Origin of the sequence: Streptomyces chiangmaiensis (assembly GCF_036281785.1) — a bacterium.
GTDB classification, from domain to species: domain Bacteria; phylum Actinomycetota; class Actinomycetes; order Streptomycetales; family Streptomycetaceae; genus Streptomyces; species Streptomyces chiangmaiensis.
This window is the reverse complement of record NZ_JAYWVC010000047.1, coordinates 24,034-46,027: the sequence shown is the minus strand read 5'-3', so window position 1 is coordinate 46,027 and position 21,994 is coordinate 24,034. Positions and strand designations below refer to the sequence as shown.

Genomic DNA, 21,994 nt, shown 5'->3' with positions numbered 1-21,994 from the left:
ACTCTTGACCGTGATACGGAAGACCGGGTGGTCCGGGGCGGCCGCGATGATCTCCTCATCGCTGGACTTGGCCGTGACTCCCTGGAAGTACTGATTGACCTCCCAGCCCCACTTCTCCAGGTAGGTACGCAGGATCGGGAGCTTCTCGTCGTCCGGCAGCTCCACCGCGGTGAACGCGCGGACCGTGCGCCCCACGCGCAGCTCCCCACCGCCGGCGACACGCATGTTGCGCACCCACTGGGAGTGCCCGCGGGCGGATACGAGGTACTGGCCGCTCTCGTACACATGGGGATTGACCGGGATGCGCTGCATCTGGCCGCTCGTGCGGCCGCGTACGGACATCTCCGCCATGCCGGCGAGGCTGATCCCGTGCCGGGCCAGCCAGCCGACGACGCTGTTGAAGCGGACGGTCATCGGGCTGCCCTTGCGGTAGTACGGCGATGACGAAGACGACATGGTGACCCCCACCAATCCGAGAGAGCGGCGCTCTCGCCCAGTTTTCGAGAGCAGTGCTCTCGCTCGAGGAACAGTGTGGGGGAGATTGGCGGTCCAATGCAAGAGCACTGCTCTCGTTTAGATGCGGTGCTCTCGAATGGGAGTCGAGAGTGAGCGCCACTCCAGCAGGACAGCGCCGATCCGCGCCTCGAGGGTGAGCGCCACTCCGAAGAGTGAGCGCCGCTCCGTAATGTGTGCACCGCTCTGCAAGCGTGGCACACTCCCCGCATGAGCACCCCACAGGGAGCCCGGGCCCGCGCCCGGATCGAGGTCACCGCCGCCATCAAGGGCGAGGCCCGCAGGCAGCTCGCCGCGGAAGGCGCCGCCCGGCTCTCGCTCCGCGCCGTGGCCCGTGAACTGGGCATGGTCTCCTCCGCGCTCTACCGCTACTTCCCCAGTCGCGACGACCTCCTCACCGCGCTGATCATCGACGCCTACAACTCCCTCGGTGAGGCCGCGGAGGCCGCGGACGCCAAGGCCGGCGACATCGCCCCCGCGCGGCGGTGGGTCGCCGTGTGCGAAGAGGTGCGCCGCTGGGCGCTCGCGCATCCTCACGAGTACGCGCTGATCTACGGCTCGCCGGTGCCCGGTTACTCCGCGCCCGAGACGACCATCCCGCCCGCCGCCCGGGTGGGGGTCCTGCTGATCGGCATCGTGCGCGACGCGTACGGGCGGCACGGTGTGGCCCGCACCCGGCTGCCCGGTGAACTCGAGCCCGAGGCGCGGCGCATGGCCGCCGAGCTTGCGCCCGACCTCCCGCCGGAGGCGGTGACGGCCCTGGTGGCAGCCTGGGCGCAGCTGTACGGACTGGTCGGGTTCGAGCTGTTCGGGCAGTTCAACAATGTGGTGGAGGAGCGCGAGGCGTTCTTCCGTCATGCCGCGGCCCAACTCGCCCACGGTGTGGGCCTGGTGTTCCCCTAGTCCTGAGGATCAGCCGCCGAGGTCGAGGGGCTGGCGGCCGGGCGCTGAGGACAGGGTGGACTGCGGGGACGAGGCCGGCGTACTTCCCCGGGAGTACGCGTGATCACCTCGCCCGGCCGACGTCGTACCCGGCCGGGGGCGTCTAGCGTGAACCTCATGCAGGAGCAGCGCGCAGACGTTCCGCGGCGGTGGCCCGGGCCGCCGTGGTGGAACCGGGAGTCCCGAGGGTCCCGTCTTCCGTGGCGCTCCACCCTGCTGTTCACGGCGTTCGTGATCGTCGGTACGCACTTCTCGGCCCTGAACCAGAAGGGCGAGCGAGTCGACCTCGGACCCCTCGCCTACGCGCTGCTGCTGGTGGCCTGTGGGGTGCTGCTGTGGCGGCAGCGCCATCCCGTGCCCGTCGTGTTCACGACGGCCGTGGCCGCCATGGTCTACCTCGGTGCCGGGTATCCGTACGGTCCCGTCGTTCTCACCGTCGCCGTCGGCTGCTTCAGCGCCCTCGTCGCCGGGCGCCGCAAGGCCGCGTGGACGGCCGTCGGGGTGTTCTGGGCCGGGCATGTGCTCGTGTCGCACTGGCTGTACCGGTGGTTGCCGCCGCCGGGCGACTCGCCTCCGTCCTGGGGGCAGGAGCTGGTCATCGCCACCTGGGTGGTGGCGATCGTGGCCATGGCGGAGCTGGTGCGCGTCCGGCGCGAGCAGTGGGCGCGCGAGCGGGCCGAACGCGCGCAGGCCGCCCGCCGGCGCGCCGACGAGGAGCGGTTGCGCATCGCCCGCGAGCTTCACGACGTCCTGGCCCACAGCATCTCCGTGATCAATGTTCAGGCGGGCGTCGGCCTCGCGCTTCTCGACTCCGACCCCGAGCAGGCGCGCACGGCGCTCACCACCATCAAGGCCGCCAGCAAGGAGGCGCTCGGGGAGGTGCGCCAGGTGCTCGACACCCTGCGCACACCCGACGCCGCGCCGCGCGCGCCGGCGCCCGGCCTCGATCGGCTGCCGGAGCTCGTCGAACAGGCCGCGAGCGCCGGTCTGACGGTCACGGTCGAGGGCGAGGCACCGCGGCTGGCTCCGGGCACCGATCTCGCCGCGTTCCGTATTGTCCAGGAGGCCCTCACCAATGTCGTCCGGCACTCGGGCTCGCGGCGCGCGCGTGTGCACGTCGAAGCAGCGGAGGGCGTACTGCGCCTTCGTGTCGACGACGACGGGCCGGCGAGCGGTACCGACGCGGGCGGCAGCGGCAACGGCCTTGCCGGGATGAGGGAGCGGGCCACCGCCCTCGGCGGCACGATCGAGGCCGGTCCGCGCGACGACGGCGGCTTCCGGGTCCTCGCCCTGCTGCCGCTGAAGGCGGCCGCCCAGGAGTCCATCGAGCGCAAGGAGGACGTGTGATCCGGGTACTGCTCGCCGACGACCAGTCGCTCGTCCGGGCCGGTTTCAGGGCGCTGCTGGACGCGCAGCCGGACATCGAGGTGGCCGGGGAGGCCGCCGACGGCGAGGAGGCGCTGCGCGGGGTGCGGGAACTGCGCCCCGACGTCGTGCTGATGGACATCCGCATGCCCGTGGTCGACGGGCTCGCCGCGACCCGCCGCATCACCGAGGATCCGGATCTGGGGGGCGTGAAGGTGGTCATGCTCACCACCTTCGAGCTCGACGAGTACGTCTTCGAGGCGATTCGCTCCGGTGCCTCCGGCTTCCTCGTCAAGGACACCGAGCCGGACGAACTCCTGCGCGCCGTACGGGCGGTGGTCGAGGGCGACGCCCTGCTCTCCCCGGGTGTGACCCGGCGGCTCATCTCCGAGTTCGCGGCCCGCTCCAAGGAACCCGCGGCCGCTGCCTCGCTCGCCCGGCTCACCGAGCGGGAACGGGAGGTGATGGCCCTGGTCGGCATCGGCCTGTCCAACGACGAGATCGCCCGCCGCCTGGTCGTCAGCCCGCTCACGGCGAAGACCCACGTCAGTCGCACCATGGTCAAGCTGGGGGCCCGCGATCGGGCCCAGCTGGTGGTCCTCGCCTATGAGTCGGGGCTGGTTCGACCGGGTTGGCTGGGCTGAGCCGTGGTGCCGGGGCGGAAGCGGACCAGCACGCTGACCACGCGTGCCACGGGGAGCAGTGAGACCACGGTCGCCCCGTGAGGACGAACGAAGGCCCGGTCGAGCGAGCCCTGCGTGCGGAGGACCGGCGGGGAGTGCGCGTGGCGCTCACGGCGAAGGGGCGCGCTGCACGGCGAGGTGCTCCCGGTGCGGCGCGCGGTGCCGACGAGAATGTTCATGTACTGACGGCCACGCGCTGCGGAGTCGGCCCGTCCGTGATCCGGCTCAGCTCCAGGTGACGGCGGACTTCTCGCGCCACAGCGCCGCGACCGAGGCGTCACCGGTCACGGCGGGGAACGGCAGCCGGTTCCACAGTGACAGGTACAACCGCTCCGCCGGTCCGGCCACTTCGCAGTCCGCCCTGCCGGCATCGTCCCGCTCGGTCACGGGTGGCTCGGCCGACAACCGCACGGTCCACACGGCGTCGTCGGCATCCGTCGCCCGCACGCGCAGGACGCGCGGTTTCTCGCTGCGGACCCTGCTCCGGTGGCGGGCGTGGAAGCCGAGCAGCAGCTCGTCGATGCCGTCGAGCGCGAGCGCGGGGCCGATGGCGGTGGGCGTGCCGCCGCGTGCGGCCTCCGCGTCGAACCGGTGCATCGTCGTCTCGTGCGTCTGCCGCCGGGCCCAGAACGCCAGAGGCGAGGGCGCGGGCAGGAAATGCCAGCACCGCACGTCGGGAGCGGCGGAGGAGAGAGTGTCCACGAGATCGAGGTGGCCCTCCCGGAACCAGGCAGCCAGTGCGGCGCCGTCGAGGTCCGGCAGCCCGCCGTCGGGGCGGGGTGAGGTGTAACCCTGGGCGACGAAGGCCGCCGCCCAGCGGTGCACCATACCCGTGTGCTGCAGCAGATCCCGCACCTGCCAGCCCGGACAGGTCGGCACCTTCGCGTCGACGCCTGCCTCCTGGGCCGCGGCGGCCAGCAACCCGCCTTCATGGTTCAGGATCTGTACGAACTCGGCAGTCTCCATGAGGCGAGTGTGCCGGACGCGGTGCGCCGACGGGAGAGCGGCACGGGCACCGAGGAGGTGCCGGGTCACGAGTTCCGCTACCGCGTGGGCGCGTCCGCTCGGAGCCGGACGGGAAGGTGCAGCAGATGGAAGCCGTCCCCCGGCCACTGCCCGGACTCCGGAGCACCGTCTGACCCTATGTTCAGTGGGGTACGGCGAACTCGAAGTCCTCGATGGCGTACAGGGGCGCGCCGATGCGTACGAGGCGCTGACATGGCACAGGAGTTCGGGCACCGCGCGCTCCAGCGGACCGGGTTCGGAGCGGAGCCGGGCCGGCTGGGCCGGGTGGCCCGGCTTCAGCGCGGTTTCACCGCGGTTTCACGACCGGCGGTCGCGCGGCGCGTCCCGTACCCGATCGCCGAGGCGACGGCGGCCAGCACCGCGACGCTGGTGAGCGCTGTGGGAAGCGAGTACCAGTCCGCCATGAACCCGATCGCGGGCGGGCCGAGGAGCATGCCGCCGTAGCCGAGCGTCGAGGCCACCGCGACACCGCTCGGGCCCGCGAGCCTGCCGGCGCGCTCGACCGCGACCGGGAAGAGGTTGGCGAGGCCGAGCCCCGTCACCGCGAAGCCGACGAGCGTCGCCCCCACGGAAGGGGCGAGCGAGCCGAGCAGCATGCCCGCCGCGGCCGTGGCGCCGCCGGCCACCACGGTACGGACCGGCCCGAGCCGTTCCAGGAGTGTCGTGCCGCCCAGCCGGCCCACGGTCATGGCGAGGGCGAAGGACGAGTAGCCGGCGGCGGCGACGCCCGGGTGCGCTTGGAGGTCCTGCTGCAGGTGCAACGCACCCCAGTCGGCAAGCGCGCCCTCGCCGTACGCGGTGCACAGGGCGATCAGGCCGAAGACCGTCACCGGGCCCCGGGTCCCGGCGTCGAGACGATCTGCGGGGTGTTCCGCCGGCCGTACGCGATCCGGCGGCACCAAGGGCTCGTGACGCAGGAGCGTGGGCCCGGCGGCCGTGGTCACGAGCAGACCGATCACAGTGAGCCCGAGGAGGTGCCGGGTGGGGGGCAGGGATCCCGCGACCAGTCCGCCGAGACCGGCGCCCACCATGCCGCCCAGACTGAACGCCGCGTGGAAGCTCGGCATGATGGGCCGCCGCAGCGCGGCGACCAGGTCGACGGCGGCGCTGTTGAACGCGACGTTGATGGCTCCGTACGCTGCCCCGAAGACCAGCAGCACGAGCCCCAGGGCGAGCGCCGAGTGCGTGAGCGGGGGAAGGGCCACGCTCAGCGACAGAAGGACCGCGCAGACCACGGTCACCGGGTGGCTGCCGTAACGCCGGCAGAGGCGCCCGATGAGGGTCATCGTCACGACCGCGCCGGCGGAGACCCCGAGCAGGGCGAGACCGAGTGTGCCGGCCGAGGCGCCCGTCTGGTCCTTGATGGCGGGGATGCGGACCACCCAGCCGGCGAAGATGAAGCCGTCCAGGGCGAAGAAGACGGTGATGGCGATCCGGAGCCGGATGAGGTCGCCGCCCGGCACGACGCTGGACGAGCGGGTTTTGTTTATTAGCGGCACAAAATCAGACTAGGGTGGCCGCCCGGGCGGGGCAAGGGAGCCGCCGGGTCCACGCGGCTGATCAGCCGAGCGCCCGGTCCAGATTGAACGCCGCGCTGATCAGCGCGAAGTGCGTGAACGCCTGCGGGAAGTTGCCCTCCTGCTCACCGGTGTGACTGATCTCCTCGGCGTACAGGCCGAGGTGGTTCGCGTAGGTGAGCATCTTCTCGAAGGCGAGCCGCGCCTCGTCCAGGCGGCCGGCCCGGACCAACGCCTCCACGTACCAGAACGAGCAGATGGAGAACGTTCCCTCGTCGCCCCGCAGCCCGTCCGGGCTCGCCTGCGGGTCGTAGCGGTAGACCAGGGAGTCGGACACCAGGTCCTGGGTGAGGGCGTCGAGGGTGGACAGCCACTTGGGGTCGGTGGGCGCGATGAACTTGGCCAGCGGCATCATCAGCACCGCGGCGTCGAGCACGTCGCCGTCCTCGTGCTGGACGAAGGCCTGTCGCGTCTCGGACCAGCCCCGTTGCATGATCCGCCGGTAGATCGTGTCCCGCACCTGGCGCCAGCGTGGCAGGTCGGCGGGCAGTCCGCGGCGGTTGGCGAGCCGAATGGCGCGTTCGATCGCCACCCAGCACATCAGCCGGGAGTAGAGGAAGTTCTTGCGGCCGCCGCGAGTCTCCCAGACTCCCTCGTCGGGCTGGTCCCAGTGCGTGCAGACCCAGGCCACCAGCTCGCAGACGTCGTCCCACTGGTCGCTGGAGATGGGCTGTGCCCACTTGTCGTAGAGATAGACCGAGTCGATGAGGGCGCCGTAGATGTCGAGCTGGAGCTGGTCCGCGGCGGCGTTGCCGATCCGCACCGGTGCGGAACTCAGGTGGCCCTCCAGATGGTCGAGTTCGTGCTCGGGCAGATCGGTCCGACCGTCGATGCCGTACATGATCTGCAACGGGCCCGAGGGCCCGCCGTCGCCCGGAGTGATGTGCCGGGTCAGGAACTGCATGAACGCCGCGGCCTCGCCGGTGAAGCCCAGGCGCAGCAGGGCGTAGACGCAGAAGGCGGCGTCGCGCACCCAGACGTACCGGTAGTCCCAGTTGCGCTCGCCGCCGAGCTGCTCGGGCAGGCTCGTCGTGGGCGCGGCCACGATCGCGCCGGTCGGGGCGTAGGTGAGCAGCTTGAGCGTAAGGGCCGAGCGGTGCACCATCTCCCGCCACCGGCCGCGGTAGCGTGACGCGGCCAGCCAGTGCCGCCAGTACGCCACTGTGGTGGCGAACTGCCTCTCCGCCTCGGCGCGTGCGCACATGCGGGGCGGGAGGGAATCATCGACCTGGTCCAGCGCGAACACCGCCGACTCGCCCTCGCTGAGTTTGAATTCGGCCCAGGCGTCGGATTCGTCCCCCTCCAGCGGCATGGTGGCGGTCAGGGCCAGCGACAGGTCGGCGGACTCGAAGACCGCCACGTCACCGAGGAGACTGAGGGTGTGCGGCTGGGCGCCGTAGCCGAACCGCGGGGCGATCCGCGCCCGGAACGGGAGGGCACCGCGTACGCACAGCACCCGCCGGATCAGCCGGTGGCGATCGGCCTCGACGCAGCCCGCGCCGACGGGCATGAAGTCCTGCACCTCGCCGACGCCGTCCTCGGTGAAGAACCTCGTGATCAGGACGTTGGTGTCGGGGAAGTAGAACTGCTTGGTCCGGGCCGGCACGGTCGCCGTCAGTTCGAAGGAGCCGCCCCGGTCCGCGTCCAGGATCGCCGCGAAGACGCTCGGGCGATCGAAGGCCGGGCAGCAGTACCAGTCGATGGTGCCGTTGGTCCCCACCAGGGCAACCGTGCGCAGATCGCCGATGAGGCCGTGGTCGGCGATCGGCAGATACCGCGACTCTCCGGGTGCGAACCGGTCGCACGGCGTCTCGGCCATCGCAGCCTCCCTGAGCACCAGGTACCGCCCCACCGCAGGTAACAGCATAGGCGCCCTGGTCAGCTGGGGCACGAGGAGCGGGCGCCCGGGGCGGTCCGTCCGCGAGCGGGTGGTGCCCGCATCTCAGACCGCGATCACCCGCACGCCGGCCTCCTCGAACGGCCGCACCGCATCGGCCCCCGCCGCGGAGTCCGTGACGAGCGTGTCCACCGACTCCACGCCGCAGATCCGGGCGAACGCGCGCTGCCTCAGTTTGCTGGAGTCCGCCGCCACGACGACACGCTCGGCGCGCTCGCACAGCAGACGGTTGATCGCGGCCTCCGCCTCGTCGTGGGCCGCCGCGCCGTGGGTGACGTCGAAGGCCACCACGCCCAGCACGGCCACGTCGAGGGTGATCTGGCCCAGCACGCCATCGGCGAGCGGACCGACGAGTTCGTACGACTGTGCGCGCGCCACACCGCCCGTCACCACGATCTTGAACTGGGGGCGTACGGCCAGCTCGTTGGCGATGTTCAGCGCGTTGGTGACGACGGTCAGCGCGGGCGAGCCCGACGCGAGGTCTTTTCGCACGGCCAGGGCACGTGCCACCTCCGTCGTGGTCGTACCGCCGGTCAGGCCCACCGCCTCGCCGGGCGCGATCAGCTCGGCCACGGCCTTGGCGACGCGCTGCTTCTCCGAGGCCTGGCGTGCCGTCTTGTAGCGCAGCGGCAACTCGTACGAGACACCGTGCCGCAGGGCCCCGCCCCGCGTGCGTACCAGCATCTGCTGCTCCGCGAGCTGATCGAAGTCCCGGCGGATGGTCGCGGCCGACACCTCCAGTTCGGCCGCCGCCTCCTCCACATCCACCCGGCCCCGCTCGACGAGCAGCTCCAGCAGTGCCTTCCAGCGGGCGTCGCGCGACATCCGCACTCTCCGTTTCCCTGACGTCCCGACGACCCTAGCTCACCTCGATCTCGGGCAGCATGCTTGATTGTGCTCGAAACCAGTCGCTATCTTGCAAGAACACGCACTTGGGAGGGGTACGGCATGACGCATGTCGAAGAGGAACTGGCCTGCCAGCCCGAGTGCTGGGCCCGCGCCGCCGCCGAGGCGGACGCGCACAAGGACACGCTGCCCGCGGAGGGGGAGCGGGTCGCGATCGTGGGATGCGGGACCTCCTTCTTCATGGCGCAGTCCGCGGCCGCGCTGCGCGAGTGGTCGGGGCAGGGCGAGACCGACGCCTTCGCCGCCTCGGAGTTCCCCTACGGGCGCCCGTACGACCGGGTCGTCGCCCTCACCCGGTCCGGCACCACCACCGAGGTCCTCGACCTCCTCGGCCGGCTCCGGGGACGGACACGGACCACCGCGATCACCGGCGACCCGCACACACCCGTGACGGAAACCGCCGACGACGTGATCGCCCTCGACTTCGCCGACGAACGCTCGGTGGTCCAGACCCGGTTCGCCACCACTGCGCTCACCCTGCTCCGTGCCCACCTCGGCCGGCATACGGACGCCGTGGTCGCCGACGCCCGTACGGCGCTCGAGACACCACTGCCCGAAGGGCTCGTCGACTGCACCCAGTTCACCTTCCTCGGCCGCGGCTGGACGGTCGGGCTCGCGAACGAGGCCGGGCTGAAGATGCGCGAGGCCGCCCTGGCCTGGACGGAGGCCTATCCGGCGATGGAGTACCGGCACGGCCCCATCAGCGTCACCACCCGTGGCACGGCCACCTGGATGCTCGGCGAGCCGCCCGAGGGGCTCGCCGGCCAGGTCGCGGAGACGGGGGCGTTGTGGGTGGCGGGCGATCTCGATCCGCTCGCCGAACTCGTCCGTGTCCAACGGCTCGCCGTCGCCGTCGCCGCCGCCCGCGGGCTCGACCCCGACCGGCCGAGGCATCTGACCCGCTCGGTGATTCTCCCTCCGGCCGCCGATCCGGCCGCCGGCCGAGGAAGCAAGGAGGAACCGTGCCCCTCGCAACCACCGGTGAGCTGATCACCGCTGCCGCCGCGGCACACCGTGCCGTCGCCGCGTTCAACGTGATCACGCTGGAGCACGTCGAGGCCGTGATCGCGGGAGCGGAGGCCGTGGGAACTCCGGTCGTGCTCCAGGTCAGTGAGAACGCCGTCAGGTTCCGCCATGGAAGCCTGCTCCCACTCGCCCGGGCAGCCGCCGCGGCCGCTGCCCGTGCCGCCGTGCCCGTCGCCCTCCATCTCGACCACGTCCACAGCGACGACCTGCTGCGGCAGGCACCTGGCGCCGGGTTCAGCTCCGTGATGTACGACGCGGCCCGGCTGCCGTACGAGGAGAATCTCGCCGCCACGCGTGCCGCCGCCGACTGGGCCCACGACCAAGGGCTGTGGATCGAAGCGGAGTTGGGGGAGGTCGGAGGAAAGAACGGCGAGCCGCCGCCCGACCCGCACGCGCCCGGGGCCCGGACCGACCCGGGTCAGGCGGCGGCCTTCGTGGCCGATGCCGGGATCGACGCCCTGGCCGTCGCCGTGGGGAGCAGCCATGCGATGACCACGCGCACCGCTGCGCTCGATCACGCCCTGCTCGAGCGGCTGAGGGCCGCGCTCGGCGTGCCGCTCGTGCTGCACGGCTCCTCAGGACTGCCGGACGGCGAACTGATCGCGGCCGTGGCCGGAGGCATCACGAAGATCAACATCGGCACGGCCCTGAACGTCGCCATGACGGGCGCGATCCGGGAGTTCCTCGCGGCGCACCCAGAAGCGGTCGACTCGCGTGCCTATCTCGCTGTAGGGCGGGAGGCCATGGTCCAGAGCGTGGCCCGCCTCGTCACCGTCCTCATGGGTGGTGGTGCCGACGCACCGGCACGGTCGTCCCCGTAGGGCCCCACCGGTGGGGACATGATGCAGGTCCCTATTTCCTGACGGCTTTCAGGACGACGAACTTCGCGTCGCTTGCGATCAGTTCGCTGTTGCCGAAGAGGCGGCGCAGCTTCACGTGGTAGCCCAGATGGCGGTTGCCGATCACCCACAGCTCGCCGCCGGGCCGCAGGGCACGCCGTGCCCCGGTGAACATGCGCCAGGCGATGGCGTCCGTCGTGGCCTGGTGAGAGTGGAACGGCGGGTTGTTGAGCACGAGGTCGACGCTTGCGGCCGGTACCCCGGACATGCCGTCGCCCACCCGGAACTCCGCCGACCCCTCGGTGTTGTCACGGTAGGTCGCCTCCGCGGAGGCCACCGCCTGGTACGACTCGTCGACGAAGACCACCTCCGCCTCGGGGTTGGTCAGGGCGGTGGCCAGACCGACGATCCCGTTGCCGCAGCCCAGGTCCACGACCCGTTGGGCGCCCCGGCCGCGCGGCAGATGTTCGAGGAAGAACCGGGTCCCGATGTCGAGGTGGTCGGCGCAGAAGACCCCGGCGTGGTTGGTGACGGTCCGGCCGGACAACGGACCGATCCCGTCGGGGAGTTCGTACCGGTACGGCCATGGGTTGACGCCTCGCCCGAGCGCCGGGTCGGGGGTGCAGAAGATGAGGCGTGCCTTCTGCTCGGCGAGCGAGGTGCGGGTCGGGCCGAGAATGCGCTCGAACAACTTCAGCGTCGAGGTGTGGATCTCCTTCACCATTCCCGTGCCGACCACGACCGTCCCCTCGTGCACGGCGGGTGCCAGCCGGTGCAGTTGGTCCTCCAGCAGCGCAAGGCTCTTCGGCACCCGCACGACGAGCACGTCGACGCGATCCGGCGGGGCGTCCCGGGTGGTGAGGAGCCGTACGCCGTCCGCCTCGACATCGTTGCGCGCGAGGTTGCCGAGGGTCGCCTCGCGGGCCAGGAAGGAGTCGGTGATCTGCGTCGGGCGGTGCCCCGCGAGCGCCGTGGTGAGCGCGCCCCACCGGTCGCCGACGACCACGACCGCGCCGTCCAGCGGGGTGCCGCTCGCCGAGAGGTGGCGCAGCAGATACGTGTCGGACGCGTCCCAGGCGCGCAGCCGGTCGCGGGGATCCTCAGGGAAGCGGGTCAGCGCGTACGAGCCCCAGGGCGTGGTCATGCGGTCGTTCATCGTGCGTCCAGGCTAGCCGAGCCGCAGGTCGGCCCCTTTTCGCGGCGGTGGCGGCCGGATCCGCGGCTGCGAAGGCGTCACCACGGCGCTGTCGTACGCCTCGAATCAGGGTGTCCCCCTGGACGTCGAGAACACTCATGAGAACTCCTGGTCGGCCGTGATCTCGGCCGCCGGTGGGGTCGCGGGCGTGGACCGGCGCAGCGAGTGCCGCAGCGGCCGGTGTGGCTTGAGCGCCACTCGGTGGCGGATGGCGAGGCGGCCCAGGACGACGTGGCCGGCCAGGAAGACGATCTTCAGAAGAACGATCGCCAGGACGGCGTCGGCGGCCCAGCCCGTCCACGCCCAAGCTCCCACAACGGCTCCCCCCAGCCCCAGGTGCACGGCGACGATCAGTGCTCCACCCGCCACCAGGCCGATCGTGGTGCCACGCCATCGGCGTTCCCGGGCGCCCGGTGCGGACGAGGAGGCCACGGCCGTGACTTCACCGGGCGGGGATGCCGGCGTCCGAGGCCGCTGCCAGGCCACCGACAGCCGGTCGCGGCGGCCCATCTTCTCGAGGCGAGCGGCGATGCCTTCCTTGAGCCGCTGCAGGGCGTCCTCGTCATCGGCTTCGACGTGCAGCGTCAGCGTGTCGGAGCCGGCGCGCAGCGTCCACCGGCCTTCGGCGAACTGGACGATCCCATCGGTGTCGGACCAGTCGACGTGCTGCACCCGCGGAGGCATCGCACCGCCGCCGTGTCGCGCCGGCGGTCGGTGCCGTAGGCGGCTCATCTGGCCGGTGTGACGGCACAGTTGGACGAGGTACCGGCTCGCACGGTCGGTCGGTACGTGGGCTTCCGCGGTGGGCATGGCATTCCTTTCGTGATCGGTCGGCTCAGGTTCGGGCGAGAGCGGTGGGCCGGGGACGGGACAGCAACTCATGGGGCCGGCGGTGGGCAGGCACATCGGCCGTGGGTGTCCTCGGTCCCTGTCCGGATCTGCGTGCCCGACAGATTTATCGAGACAGTGTGTCTATGACAAGCCAAAGTGTCGTAATCTGGTCGTCGCGTACCCTGGCGGTGTGCCGAAGCTGTGGAACGAGACGATCGAGGCGCACCGACGCGCAGTGCGGGACGCGACCTTGGAGACGACGGTGGCGCTGGTGGCCGAGCACGGGCTGGCATCGGTGACGATGTCGCAGATCGCCAAGGAGACCGGCATCGGCCGCGCGACGCTCTACAAGTACTTCCCGGACGTCGAGTCGATCCTCATCGCCTGGCACGAACGCCATGTCGCGGCCCACCTCGAACACCTCACCCACGTCCGCGACGAGGCAGGCACTCCCGGCGAAGGGCTCGAAGCCGTTCTGTACGCGTACGCGCGGATCATGCACGGACGGCGTCAGCACACCGAACTCGCTGCATTGGTACACCGCGGTGAGCACCTCACCCATGCGCAGCAGCATCTGCACGGCCTGATCCGTGACGTGATCGCCGAGGCGGCGACGGCAGGTGAGGTCCGGGACGACATCGCGGCTGACGAACTGGCGGGTTACTGTCTCCACGCTCTCGGCGCGGCGGGCGGCCTGCCGTCGGAGTCCGCCGTCGGCCGTCTTGTCGACGTCACTCTGGCCGGGTTGCGCCCCGCGCCTTGATCGCCTCGGACAGCCCGGAGGACCGTGGAAGAGAGGGGACAGGCCGGGAGCGGGGCGCCGCCGCCCGGACGGCGCCCCGCCGGGTGTCAGTCGACGTGCAGGGTCAGGGCGGCGGTGTGGAGCGTGCCGCCGGTCCGGAACTGCAGGAACAGCCGCCAGCTGCCCGAGGTGGGCAGTTGGGCGTGGAAGGACAGGTCCGGGCCTCCGTTGTCACCGTCGACCTCGGTGGTCGGGTGCAGGTGGGCGAACGTCTGGTCGCCCTGATGGAAGGCGGTCAGGTGGGCGTAGGTGCCCAGGTAGGGCTGCAGGTCGGTGACCGGCTTGCCGTCCTTGGACACGTGGACGGTAAGCGGGTGCGCCATACCGGCCATCGGCTCCCCCTTGACGGTGACGATGTACCCGTCTGCCTCGGCGGTGGTGGCCGGGGCGGGCAGCGGGGTCTGCGTGGCGTTGCCGGGGACGGTGACGGTGCGGCTGAGGACGAGGTCCTTGTCCTTCCCGGGCCCGGCACCGGGGGTGAAGGAGGCGAAGGTGCGCCAGGAGCCGGGAGTCAGGGGGGCGAGGTCGGCCGTCCAGGTCCCGTCGGGGGCCATCGCCGGGTGGATGTGCTGGAAGCCGGTCAGGTCGGAGCGAATGGCGTAGAAGTGCATCCGCTTGGTCTGGTCGAGTGCGAAGTCGGTGACCGGCTTGCCGTCCGGGCCGGTGACCGAGAACCGGAACGCGGCCTGCTTGCCGGACGGCAGGGTCGCGTTCTTCGGGACGAGGCGGTAGCCGTCCTGGGTGTCGGACAGGCCGTTGCGGTCGGCCATGTGATCCATGCCCGGCATGTCGCCCATCGAGGACGACGCACTGGGTGAGGACGACGCGGAGCGCTTGGTGCCGTGGTCCATGCCCGGCATGGACGCGGAGCCGCCGGCGGATCCGCAGGCGGCCAGGGTCAGCGCGAGAGCGGCTGTCGTGCCGGCCGTGGCGACGGCGCGGCGCATGGTGAAACGGGACGAGACGAACATCGAGTGGTGGTCCTTCCGGGTGGGCGCACCACACCGGTGGCGCGCGGAGACGAACAGGGCACGGGACCGAACCGGCCGTTGCCGGGGTTCGGCGTCGTGTCTGTCACGTCCGCGCGATGCACACCTGGCGCAGGAGATCTCGTCCGCCGGCCGGCGGCCCCCGCCGCCTCGTCCCGCCACCGGCGGCCCGTAGTCCGGCCGGCATCCAGACGGCCGGCGCCGTGACGGCTGCCACGGCGAACAGACCGGGCGCCGGCAGCGGGATCCGCTCGTGCGCCGGCGTGGACACGCACAGCGCCCCGGGCATCCTCGAAGCATTCGGGGCGCGTACGGCCACACGCGTTTGACCGGAGTCCGACGCGTGGGCCGTGGCCGCCGCGGCGGCTTCGTGGCCGCCGGGCATCGGCGAGGGCATCGCGGGCATGGCGTCGTGGCCGCCGGGCATCGGCGAGGACATCGCCGGCATAACGCCGTGGCAGCCCGTAGCGGCGGTGGCGGGAGCACCATGCATGAGGAACAGGCCGAACAGGACCGCGCACACCGCGAGCAGCCGGGCCGCAACCCGCCTGCCTGCCTGTCCGCTGCCCACAGCCGTCCCCTTTCCTGCCTGCTGCTCCGGCCTCTACCGGCCGGCTCGACGATACCCGGGCAGGGTATCGCTCGGAGCGGTTCCCTTCACGTCCGCGACCGGTCGGACGCAGTCGTCCGGCCGGCCGCGCGATGGACGAGCGCGGTCTGCACGATCTGTCCCCGACGCCCCGACCTCTGCCGCCCTCCGACGCGGATCGGTCGGTGAGGGTCGTCGACCGCGGCATCGCGTGTGACGATGAGGCAGGGGGTCGGTTCAACGTCATGCTGCGGGTCAGCGGCCTCCGGACAGACCCGGAGCGGATCATGGGAGACTCGCCCTCATGACTGGCAAGGCGGCCCCCCGGACGACAGGGGAAGGGAACACACGGACGCGGCTCGACCGGGGGCGCGGGGCGCTCGGTCCCGCGCTGGAGCTGGTGCACACGGGCCGTGCGCCGACCCGTGCCGTGCTCACCGCCGAACTGGGCGTCACCCGCGCGACCGCCGGTGCGGTGGCCGCCGAGCTGGAGGCACTTGGCCTGATCCGGGTCGACGCGCATCCGGGAGCCGCCGCCGGGGCGCAGGGCCGACCTTCGCACCGGCTGGAGGTCGCCGAGGGCGGGCCCGTGGCGCTCGCCGCCCAGGTGCACGCGGACGGCTTCCGGGCCGCGCTCGTCGGGCTCGGCGGCCGGATCGTCGCGACCGCGCCCGGCTGCGAGGCCGTCGACGCCGACCCGTCGAAGGTGCTCCGTTCGGTGGTCGAGGCGGGTACCGAGCTGTTGCGCAACACCGGGCGGCGCTGTGTGGGCGCGGGACTCGCGGTGCCGTCCGCGGTCGCCGAGCCCGAGGGACTCGCCCTCAACCCGCTCCACCTCGCCTGGCCTCCGGGCGCGCCGGTGCGGGAGATCTTCGCCGAGTGCGTGCGTGCGGCTGGTATCGCCGGACCGGCCTTCGCCGCCAACGACGTGAACCTCGCCGCGCTCGCCGAGCACCGGCACGGAGCGGGTCGCGGCTCCCGCGACCTGCTGTGCGTGGCCACGGGACACCGGGGCGTGGGCGGTGCGCTGGTGCTCGACGGGCGGCTGCACACCGGCAGTTCGGGGCTGGCGCTCGAGGTGGGACATCTCACCGTCAATCCCGAGGGCCGCCCGTGCCACTGCGGCAGCCGCGGCTGCCTCGACGTGGAGGCGGACCCGCTGGCCTTCCTCGAAGAGGCCGGCCGCGACGCCGGTCCCGAGGTCTCGCAGCTGGAACAGGCCAACGACCTCATCCGCACCCGGTACCCGGACGACCCGGCCGTCCGCAGCGCCGTGGAGGCGCTGATCGACCGGCTGGGCCTCGGCCTTTCCGGGCTGGTCAACATCCTCAATCCGGACCGCATCATCCTCGGCGGGCTGCACCGCACCCTGCTGGACACCGACCCCGAGCGGCTGCGGGCCGTGGTCGCCGACCGCAGTCTGTGGGGCCGCAGCGGAGGAGTCCCCATCCTCCCCTGCACGCTGGACCACAACAGCCTGGTGGGAGCCGCGGAACTGGCCTGGCAACCGGTGCTCGACGATCCGCTGGCGGCACTCGCCTGAGCCGCAGGCACCACCACGGTGCGCCCGTGGCGTGACGTCGAGGTCTCCAGGGAGCACGGGCCGCCCGCCCGCGTACTCCTGTGGGGGTACACGCACTGCCGCTGGCCGTACGACGACCCGGACCCCCACCCGGCGCCAGTCTCGAGGCATCCCGCAGAAACGCACCGAGGAGATGACCCGAGATGCAGACCCTGGCTCACTGGGACGGTGGTCCTGGCCCCTGGATTCTGTTCTTCCCGCTGATCTGGGCGGCCGTCGTGGTCGGCGTCGTGACCGTCCTGCGCCGTACCGCCTGGCGTGGCCGCGGCGCACCCTGGCGCGGTGTGGACGGCCGTCCGGTGGGCGACTCGCCCATCGCCGTGCTCGGCCGCCGCTTCGCCTCCGGAGAGATCGACGAGGACGAGTACTGGCGTCGTCTCTCCGTTCTCGACGACCAGTTCGGCCGCATCGGTAAGGGCGGTGCGGCATGAGCTCCAGCCGGTCGACCACCACCGCGAACGAAGTCCCCCCGGAGCACAGCACCTCGCGGGAACCTCATCGGGCCGCCTCCGCGACGACCACCTCACGGCCGGCCGCGCAGGTCGTCGACGCCGTCAAGGTGTACGGAAGCGGCGACACCGCGGTCCGGGCCCTGGACGGGGTGAGCGTCGCCTTTCCGGCCGGCCGCTTCACCGCGATCATGGGGCCCTCGGGGTCCGGCAAGTCGACGCTGATGCATTGTGCGGCCGGACTCGACACGCTCACCTCCGGTTCCGCCCTCATCGGCGACACCGACCTGAGCAGCTTGGACGACCGTCGTCTGACCCTTCTGCGCCGCGACCGGATCGGCTTCGTCTTCCAGGCCTTCAACCTGGTGCCGACGCTCACCGTCGCCGAGAACATCACGCTCCCCATCGACCTGGCCGGCGGCCGGGGCGATCCGGAGTGGGTCGATGCCCTCGTCGACGTCGTCGGACTGCGCGACCGGCTGCACCACCGGCCCGCCGAGCTCTCCGGCGGCCAGCAGCAACGCGTCGCCGTGGCCCGGGCGTTCGCAGGCCGGCCCGACGTCGTCTTCGCCGACGAACCCACCGGCAACCTCGACTCCCGCTCCGGCGAGGAGGTGCTCGGCCTGCTCGGCCGCGCGGTGCGGGAGACGGAGCGTACCGTCGTCATGGTCACCCATGATCCGGTCGCCGCCGCCCACGCCGACGAGGTGGTGTTCCTCGCAGACGGGCGCCTGGTGGACCGTATGGAAGCGCCGACGCCCGACAAGGTCCTCGACCGTATGAAGGCTTTCGAGGTGAGGTCATGAACGCCTCCCTGCGCCTCAGCGTGTCCTCTCTGCGCGCTCACAAGAGGCGCTTCGCCGGTACGTTCCTCGCGGTGTTCCTCGGCGTGGCCTTCCTGGCGGGCACGCTCGTCATGGGTGACACGCTGCGCGCGAGCTTCAGCAGTATGTTCGGCGACGCGACGGCCGGCACGGACGCCGTCGTGCGCAGCGCCGACACCATCACCACGCCCGGCGAGAGCCAGGGTGTGCGGCAGCCCGTCGACACCTCGCTGGTCCCCACCATCGAGAAGGTCCCCGGCGTCGCCGCTGCGGCACCTCAGATCCAGGGCAGGGGCCAACTCGTGGGCGCCGACGGCACGCCCGTCGGCGGCCAGGGCCCGCCCACCCTCGCGGGAAACTGGATCAACGACCCTCAGCTCAACCCGTACCGGATCGCCGAGGGCAGGGCCCCGGCGAAGAGCGGGGAGGTCGTCGTCAACCGGGGCGCCGCCGATAAGGGCGGTCTGAGGATCGGCGACACGACCACTCTGCGCACGCCCGACCCCGTCAAGGTCACGATCGTCGGGCTCGCCACCTTCGGCGGCCAGGACGGCATGGCGCAGGTGACCTTCACCGGCATGATTCAGGCCGACGCCGAGAAGTACCTCACCGCCAGGCCCGGTCAGGCCGCGAGCATCCAGGTGCGGGCCGGGCCCGGGGTGAGCCAGACGCGGCTCGTCTCCGAGCTGACTCCCGTACTGCCCAAGGGAGTCGAGGCCATCACCGGCCAGGAGTCGGCACGGGAGAACACCGACATGATCTCCAGCCAGTTCCTCTCCCTGTTCACCACCTTCCTCCTGGTGTTCTCCGGAGTCGCGCTGCTCGTGGCGACCTTCTCCATCCACAACACGTTCGCGATCGTCGTCGCCCAACGCACCCGGGACAACGCCCTGTTGCGCGCGCTCGGCGCCTCGCGCCGGCAGATCGCCGTCGCCACGCTCGTCGAGGCGAGTGCGGTCGCCGTCGTGGCCTCGGCCGTCGGGCTTGCGGGCGGCCTCGGTATCGCGGCCGGGCTGCAGGCCCTCTTCCCCGCCATCGGATTCCCGTTCCCCGACGGCGGACTGGTGATCGGCGCCCTGTCTCTGGCGTTGCCGCTCGTGGTCGGCATCCTGGTCTGCCTCGGCTCCGCCCTGCTGCCCGCCGTACGGGCCGGACGCACCGCACCGCTGGCCGCGCTGCGGGAGAGCGCCGTCGACCAGTCCGGCGGTTCACGCACGTGCACGGTCGTGGGCGGCCTGTGTGCGGCGGCGGCCCTGGCGAGCACCCTGACCGGAGTACTGCTGAGCCCCTCCCTCTGGTCCGCTGGTCTGGGCGCCGTGCTCGCCCTCGCCGCGTTCGTGGTGCTCGGCCCGGCCGCGTCCCGGGTGGCGGTCCGCGTGCTCGGCGCCCCGGTCGACCGGCTGCGCGGCGTCACCGGCGGCCTCGCCCGCCGCAACGCCCTGCGCAGTCCCAAGCGGACCGCGGCCACCGCGAGCGCGCTGATGATCGGTGTCGCCGTGGTGTCGCTGTTCACCGTGTTCGGCGCATCCCTCAAGGCCACGATGGACCAGACCGTGTCGCGCTCGTTCGCCGGCGACGTCGTCGTGAGCACCCCGTCCTTCGGGGCGGGCGGCAGCGGACTCAGCCCGAAGCTGGCCCCCGCGATCGCGCGGCAGCCCGTCGTGGCGGACGCCGTGGGTCTCGGCCGCGCAGTGGCGAAGGTCGACGGCAAAGGACGGGCTCTGACCGTGACCGACCCTGTCGCCCTGGGGCGGGTCTTCGACCTCGGCACCGTGCGCGGCTCTCTGGACCGCCTCGGCACCGACGGAATCGCGGTCACCGAGCAGGAGGCCGGCCGGCAGCATCTGAAGGTCGGCGGCACGACTCGTCTCACCTTCACCGACGGCACGACGCGGCCGTTCACGGTCCGAGCGGTCTACGGCCGGTCGGAACTCACCGGCGACTACGTCATCACCCGTGCCGCCTGGGCCCCGCACCGCACCCAGGACGCCGACTCTCTCGTAGCCGTCTCCTTCAGGCCCGGCGTGGACCTGGCCGAGGGGAAGGCGGCGGTGCGGAAGGTGGTGGCGCAGTACGGCAATCCGTCGGTGCAGACCCGGGACGAGTACGCGCAGTCGTCGGCGGGAGGCATCGACATGATGCTCAGCCTCGTCTACGCGCTCCTGGCCCTGGCGGTGCTCATCGCCCTGCTCGGCATCGCCAACACCCTGACGCTGGCGATCCATGAGCGCACCCGCGAGCTGGGTCTGCTCAGGGCCGTGGGGCAGACACGGTCCCAACTGCGGGCCATGGTCCGCTGGGAGTCGGTCCTCGTGGCCGCCTTCGGCACGGCCGGCGGGCTGGTCCTGGGTGCCTTCCTCGGCTGGGTCCTGGTGGAGGCCTCCGGCGGTGCGTCCGACACCGCGTTCGCCTTCGCGCTGCCTCCCGTGCGGCTCGCGGTGGTGGTGCTGGTGGGCCTCGCGGCCGGTGCGCTCGCCGGTCTGCGCCCGGCCCGGCGAGCTGCCCGTCTGGACGTCCTGCGTGCCATCGCCGCGGAGTGATCCGCACAAGGCCCGCGCCAGCGACGCATCTGGAGGCGGGCTCACCGCCCGGTCAGCCGGCAACGGCGGACCGGGCGGGAGAAACGTGTTCCGTCCTGCGCTCGTCGATCGTGAGCGAGCGGGCCGACGTCTCGAGCGCGGCCTCGTAGGGCGTGAGGGTGCGCACCGGACGGTACGGCGCCGACGACGGCGCGGGAAGCGTGAACCAGACGACCTTGCCCGAGTCGCCGTCCGGGCGCGCCCCCCAGCTGGCGGAGACCGCGGCGACCATCGCGAGACCGCGTCCGCTGGTGGCGGAGACGTCCGCGATACACAACACCGGCAGCCGCGGATCGTGGTCGTGCACCGAGACGGTGAGCCGGTCGAGCAGTAGTTCCATCTCCACGGTGCAGATCTTGTCGGGCTGAGCATGCAGGTGGACATTGGTCAACAGCTCCGTCACACCAAGCGCGGCCCGGTCTATCAAGGGATCGAGGTGCCAGTAGCGCAACTGCGCCGATACGATTCTGCGGACCTGTCCGATCCGCGACGGCAGGGCTTGGAGCTCCACCGTGCAGTGCCTGCGAGGCTGGCTGATCACGGCTGCGACTCCCCGAATTGAGGTCCGGAAGAAGACGGAGATCGGATCCAGCAGGAGGGCTGGGTGTACTCGCCGCCTGCTGTGCGGCGGAGTACTCCGGCCGCTTGGTGCGGAACGGCTTCGTACGGGGGCCGCCCGCTGACGTGACCGGCGGCTGGTTCTTCAGCGTTATCGCCGGTAAACCCAGAGTGAGGTGAAACCAGCGTGACGCAACGGGTGACGTCCTGCAACTCGCGCCGCGCTCAGCCGCCGCGCCCGGCTGCCCGGCGGACCGCCTCGATGAATCGGCGCGCCGACGGCGGCCCCGGCTGACCCGGCGCGGGGTCGTGGTCGCCGAGGGTCAGTGAGTAGCGGGTGCCGTTGACATCGGCCAACGCCCGGTCCACCGGCGCGAACCAGGGCTTCGACGCGCGCACCGCCTGCACCGGCGCACTGTCGATCTCACTGCCGTAGCTGGTGAGCAACCGCAGTCTGCCGTCGCTGATCCGGACTTCCCCGGCTCGGGTGAGCGACCGCAGCCGCTTTCCGATCCGCACGCCCGTGGCCGTGAAATCCGGCTCCGCCATGCTGTCCCGCCCCCTTGTGCGTCGGCTGTGTCCGGTCCGGATCGCTCATGGGCCGCGGTCCGGGGTGGCCCCATCGAGTCTGCTCGTGATCCCGTGCGCTTCCCGTACGGTCCGGCGTGCGCGGTCCGGCCGCACCGGTCGGCGCCCCACGCCGTGCAGTCTGCCCGCACCCGGCGTCTTTCACCAGTGTGCACGGCGAGGTCGCGCGGGGTGTCCGGCGCACGCGCGCAGATGCGCCCCCACCGTTTTCCGCCGTCCACCCCAGCGGTGGCT

General features: G+C 71.8%; 21 protein-coding genes and 2 pseudogenes. 11 read left to right on the top strand and 12 right to left on the bottom strand.

Translation table 11 applies throughout. From position 1 onward, the window contains the following. On the bottom strand, positions 1-456 hold a 456-nt coding region (locus VXC91_RS16705), incomplete at its 3' end, for a nitroreductase/quinone reductase family protein (RefSeq protein WP_329508045.1). A gap of 267 nt (positions 457-723) precedes the next feature. Here VXC91_RS16705 and VXC91_RS16700 point away from each other — a divergent pair. The 3 genes from VXC91_RS16700 to VXC91_RS16690 all read left to right on the top strand — a co-directional run bounded on the left by VXC91_RS16700 (position 724) and on the right by VXC91_RS16690 (position 3,464). Then, the gene (locus tag VXC91_RS16700) at positions 724-1,416 is read left to right on the top strand and encodes a TetR/AcrR family transcriptional regulator (protein WP_329508044.1); all 693 of its coding nucleotides are present in this window, start codon (positions 724-726) and stop codon (positions 1,414-1,416) included. 156 nt (positions 1,417-1,572) lie between these two features. Beyond that, a complete protein-coding gene (locus VXC91_RS16695) occupies positions 1,573-2,802 on the top strand; it encodes a sensor histidine kinase (RefSeq protein WP_329508043.1) in 1,230 nt (409 codons plus the stop codon). Then, complete coding sequence (locus VXC91_RS16690; protein ID WP_329508042.1) at positions 2,799-3,464, top strand: response regulator transcription factor; 666 nt, start codon at positions 2,799-2,801, stop codon at positions 3,462-3,464. The genes VXC91_RS16695 and VXC91_RS16690 overlap by 4 nt, the downstream gene beginning before the upstream one ends. On the opposite strand, the pseudogene VXC91_RS16685 reads toward VXC91_RS16690, so the two are convergent. Then, a pseudogene (locus tag VXC91_RS16685) lies at positions 3,425-3,517 on the bottom strand (DUF6332 family protein); the annotation flags it as partial. The gene VXC91_RS16690 and the pseudogene VXC91_RS16685 overlap by 40 nt on opposite strands. Positions 3,518-3,553: 36 nt before the next feature. Between VXC91_RS16685 and VXC91_RS16680 the strand changes: the two are divergent. Beyond that, positions 3,554-3,689, top strand: a pseudogene (locus VXC91_RS16680) (MarR family winged helix-turn-helix transcriptional regulator); the annotation flags it as partial. A 39-nt stretch (positions 3,690-3,728) separates the two neighbouring features. Here VXC91_RS16680 and VXC91_RS16675 read toward each other — a convergent pair. The 4 genes from VXC91_RS16675 to VXC91_RS16660 form a co-directional block, all read right to left on the bottom strand. Beyond that, complete coding sequence (locus VXC91_RS16675) at positions 3,729-4,469, bottom strand: maleylpyruvate isomerase family mycothiol-dependent enzyme (protein ID WP_329508041.1); 741 nt, start codon at positions 4,467-4,469, stop codon at positions 3,729-3,731. A gap of 335 nt (positions 4,470-4,804) precedes the next feature. Then, the gene (locus tag VXC91_RS16670; protein WP_329508047.1) at positions 4,805-5,992 is read right to left on the bottom strand and encodes an MFS transporter; all 1,188 of its coding nucleotides are present in this window, start codon (positions 5,990-5,992) and stop codon (positions 4,805-4,807) included. A gap of 97 nt (positions 5,993-6,089) precedes the next feature. Beyond that, the gene (locus tag VXC91_RS16665) at positions 6,090-7,925 is read right to left on the bottom strand and encodes a glycoside hydrolase family 15 protein (RefSeq protein ID WP_329508040.1); all 1,836 of its coding nucleotides are present in this window, start codon (positions 7,923-7,925) and stop codon (positions 6,090-6,092) included. 123 nt (positions 7,926-8,048) lie between these two features. Further along, on the bottom strand, positions 8,049-8,828 hold the full coding sequence (locus VXC91_RS16660; protein WP_329508039.1) for a DeoR/GlpR family DNA-binding transcription regulator: 780 nt from the start codon (positions 8,826-8,828) through the stop codon (positions 8,049-8,051). 123 nt (positions 8,829-8,951) lie between these two features. On the opposite strand from VXC91_RS16660, the gene VXC91_RS16655 reads away from it, so the two are divergent. Then, positions 8,952-9,899, top strand: a complete 948-nt coding sequence (locus VXC91_RS16655; protein WP_329508038.1) for an SIS domain-containing protein — start codon at positions 8,952-8,954, stop codon at positions 9,897-9,899. Then, the gene (locus VXC91_RS16650; RefSeq protein WP_329508037.1) at positions 9,872-10,756 is read left to right on the top strand and encodes a class II fructose-bisphosphate aldolase; all 885 of its coding nucleotides are present in this window, start codon (positions 9,872-9,874) and stop codon (positions 10,754-10,756) included. Before VXC91_RS16655 ends, VXC91_RS16650 begins: the two co-directional genes overlap by 28 nt. Positions 10,757-10,787: 31 nt before the next feature. On the opposite strand, the gene VXC91_RS16645 is transcribed toward VXC91_RS16650, so the two are convergent. Together VXC91_RS16645 and VXC91_RS16640 are read right to left on the bottom strand one after the other, a co-directional pair. Further along, the gene (locus VXC91_RS16645) at positions 10,788-11,918 is read right to left on the bottom strand and encodes a methyltransferase (protein ID WP_408057395.1); all 1,131 of its coding nucleotides are present in this window, start codon (positions 11,916-11,918) and stop codon (positions 10,788-10,790) included. A 147-nt stretch (positions 11,919-12,065) separates the two neighbouring features. Then, a complete protein-coding gene (locus tag VXC91_RS16640) occupies positions 12,066-12,779 on the bottom strand; it encodes a DUF2218 domain-containing protein (RefSeq protein WP_329508035.1) in 714 nt (237 codons plus the stop codon). Between the two features lie 211 nt (positions 12,780-12,990). Between VXC91_RS16640 and VXC91_RS16635 the strand changes: the two genes are divergently transcribed. Beyond that, entirely contained in the window at positions 12,991-13,563 is a 573-nt protein-coding gene (locus VXC91_RS16635; protein WP_329508034.1) for a TetR/AcrR family transcriptional regulator, read from the top strand. Positions 13,564-13,649: 86 nt separating this feature from the next. Here the strand turns inward: VXC91_RS16635 and VXC91_RS16630 are convergent, their stop codons facing one another. Together VXC91_RS16630 and VXC91_RS16625 are read right to left on the bottom strand one after the other, a co-directional pair. Further along, complete coding sequence (locus VXC91_RS16630) at positions 13,650-14,573, bottom strand: hypothetical protein (RefSeq protein WP_329508033.1); 924 nt, start codon at positions 14,571-14,573, stop codon at positions 13,650-13,652. Positions 14,574-14,676: 103 nt separating this feature from the next. Beyond that, the gene (locus tag VXC91_RS16625; protein ID WP_329508032.1) at positions 14,677-15,162 is read right to left on the bottom strand and encodes a hypothetical protein; all 486 of its coding nucleotides are present in this window, start codon (positions 15,160-15,162) and stop codon (positions 14,677-14,679) included. A gap of 322 nt (positions 15,163-15,484) precedes the next feature. Here VXC91_RS16625 and VXC91_RS16620 point away from each other — a divergent pair, with 322 nt between their 5' ends. The 4 genes from VXC91_RS16620 (at position 15,485) to VXC91_RS16605 (ending at position 20,575) form a co-directional block, all read left to right on the top strand. After that, on the top strand, positions 15,485-16,723 hold the full coding sequence (locus VXC91_RS16620; protein WP_329508031.1) for an ROK family protein: 1,239 nt from the start codon (positions 15,485-15,487) through the stop codon (positions 16,721-16,723). A gap of 182 nt (positions 16,724-16,905) precedes the next feature. Continuing rightward, complete coding sequence (locus tag VXC91_RS16615) at positions 16,906-17,193, top strand: SHOCT domain-containing protein (RefSeq protein ID WP_329508030.1); 288 nt, start codon at positions 16,906-16,908, stop codon at positions 17,191-17,193. Next, a complete protein-coding gene (locus VXC91_RS16610; protein ID WP_329508029.1) occupies positions 17,190-18,017 on the top strand; it encodes an ABC transporter ATP-binding protein in 828 nt (275 codons plus the stop codon). Before VXC91_RS16615 ends, VXC91_RS16610 begins: the two co-directional genes overlap by 4 nt. Continuing rightward, on the top strand, positions 18,014-20,575 hold the full coding sequence (locus tag VXC91_RS16605; RefSeq protein ID WP_329508028.1) for an ABC transporter permease: 2,562 nt from the start codon (positions 18,014-18,016) through the stop codon (positions 20,573-20,575). Before VXC91_RS16610 ends, VXC91_RS16605 begins: the two co-directional genes overlap by 4 nt. Before the next feature lie 52 nt (positions 20,576-20,627). Here the strand turns inward: VXC91_RS16605 and VXC91_RS16600 are convergent, their stop codons facing one another. After that, on the bottom strand, positions 20,628-21,155 hold the full coding sequence (locus tag VXC91_RS16600; protein WP_329508027.1) for an ATP-binding protein: 528 nt from the start codon (positions 21,153-21,155) through the stop codon (positions 20,628-20,630). A gap of 242 nt (positions 21,156-21,397) precedes the next feature. Next, complete coding sequence (locus tag VXC91_RS16595) at positions 21,398-21,721, bottom strand: hypothetical protein (RefSeq protein WP_329508026.1); 324 nt, start codon at positions 21,719-21,721, stop codon at positions 21,398-21,400. Positions 21,722-21,994: the final 273 nt, after the last annotated feature.

Excerpts from the sequence above, each read along its gene's own strand:
- VXC91_RS16700 (WP_329508044.1), top strand. The coding sequence starts at position 724 with ATGAGCACCCCACAGGGAGCCCGGGCCCGCGCCCGGATCGAGGTCACC.
- VXC91_RS16695 (WP_329508043.1), top strand. The coding sequence starts at position 1,573 with ATGCAGGAGCAGCGCGCAGACGTTCCGCGGCGGTGGCCCGGGCCGCCG.
- VXC91_RS16675 (WP_329508041.1), bottom strand. The coding sequence starts at position 4,469 with ATGGAGACTGCCGAGTTCGTACAGATCCTGAACCATGAAGGCGGGTTG.
- VXC91_RS16665 (WP_329508040.1), bottom strand. The coding sequence starts at position 7,925 with ATGGCCGAGACGCCGTGCGACCGGTTCGCACCCGGAGAGTCGCGGTAT.
- VXC91_RS16660 (WP_329508039.1), bottom strand. The coding sequence starts at position 8,828 with ATGTCGCGCGACGCCCGCTGGAAGGCACTGCTGGAGCTGCTCGTCGAG.
- VXC91_RS16655 (WP_329508038.1), top strand. The coding sequence starts at position 8,952 with ATGACGCATGTCGAAGAGGAACTGGCCTGCCAGCCCGAGTGCTGGGCC.
- VXC91_RS16645 (WP_408057395.1), bottom strand. The coding sequence starts at position 11,918 with ATGACCACGCCCTGGGGCTCGTACGCGCTGACCCGCTTCCCTGAGGAT.
- VXC91_RS16640 (WP_329508035.1), bottom strand. The coding sequence starts at position 12,779 with ATGCCCACCGCGGAAGCCCACGTACCGACCGACCGTGCGAGCCGGTAC.
- VXC91_RS16630 (WP_329508033.1), bottom strand. The coding sequence starts at position 14,573 with ATGTTCGTCTCGTCCCGTTTCACCATGCGCCGCGCCGTCGCCACGGCC.
- VXC91_RS16620 (WP_329508031.1), top strand. The coding sequence starts at position 15,485 with ATGACTGGCAAGGCGGCCCCCCGGACGACAGGGGAAGGGAACACACGG.
- VXC91_RS16615 (WP_329508030.1), top strand. The coding sequence starts at position 16,906 with ATGCAGACCCTGGCTCACTGGGACGGTGGTCCTGGCCCCTGGATTCTG.
- VXC91_RS16610 (WP_329508029.1), top strand. The coding sequence starts at position 17,190 with ATGAGCTCCAGCCGGTCGACCACCACCGCGAACGAAGTCCCCCCGGAG.
- VXC91_RS16605 (WP_329508028.1), top strand. The coding sequence starts at position 18,014 with ATGAACGCCTCCCTGCGCCTCAGCGTGTCCTCTCTGCGCGCTCACAAG.
- VXC91_RS16595 (WP_329508026.1), bottom strand. The coding sequence starts at position 21,721 with ATGGCGGAGCCGGATTTCACGGCCACGGGCGTGCGGATCGGAAAGCGG.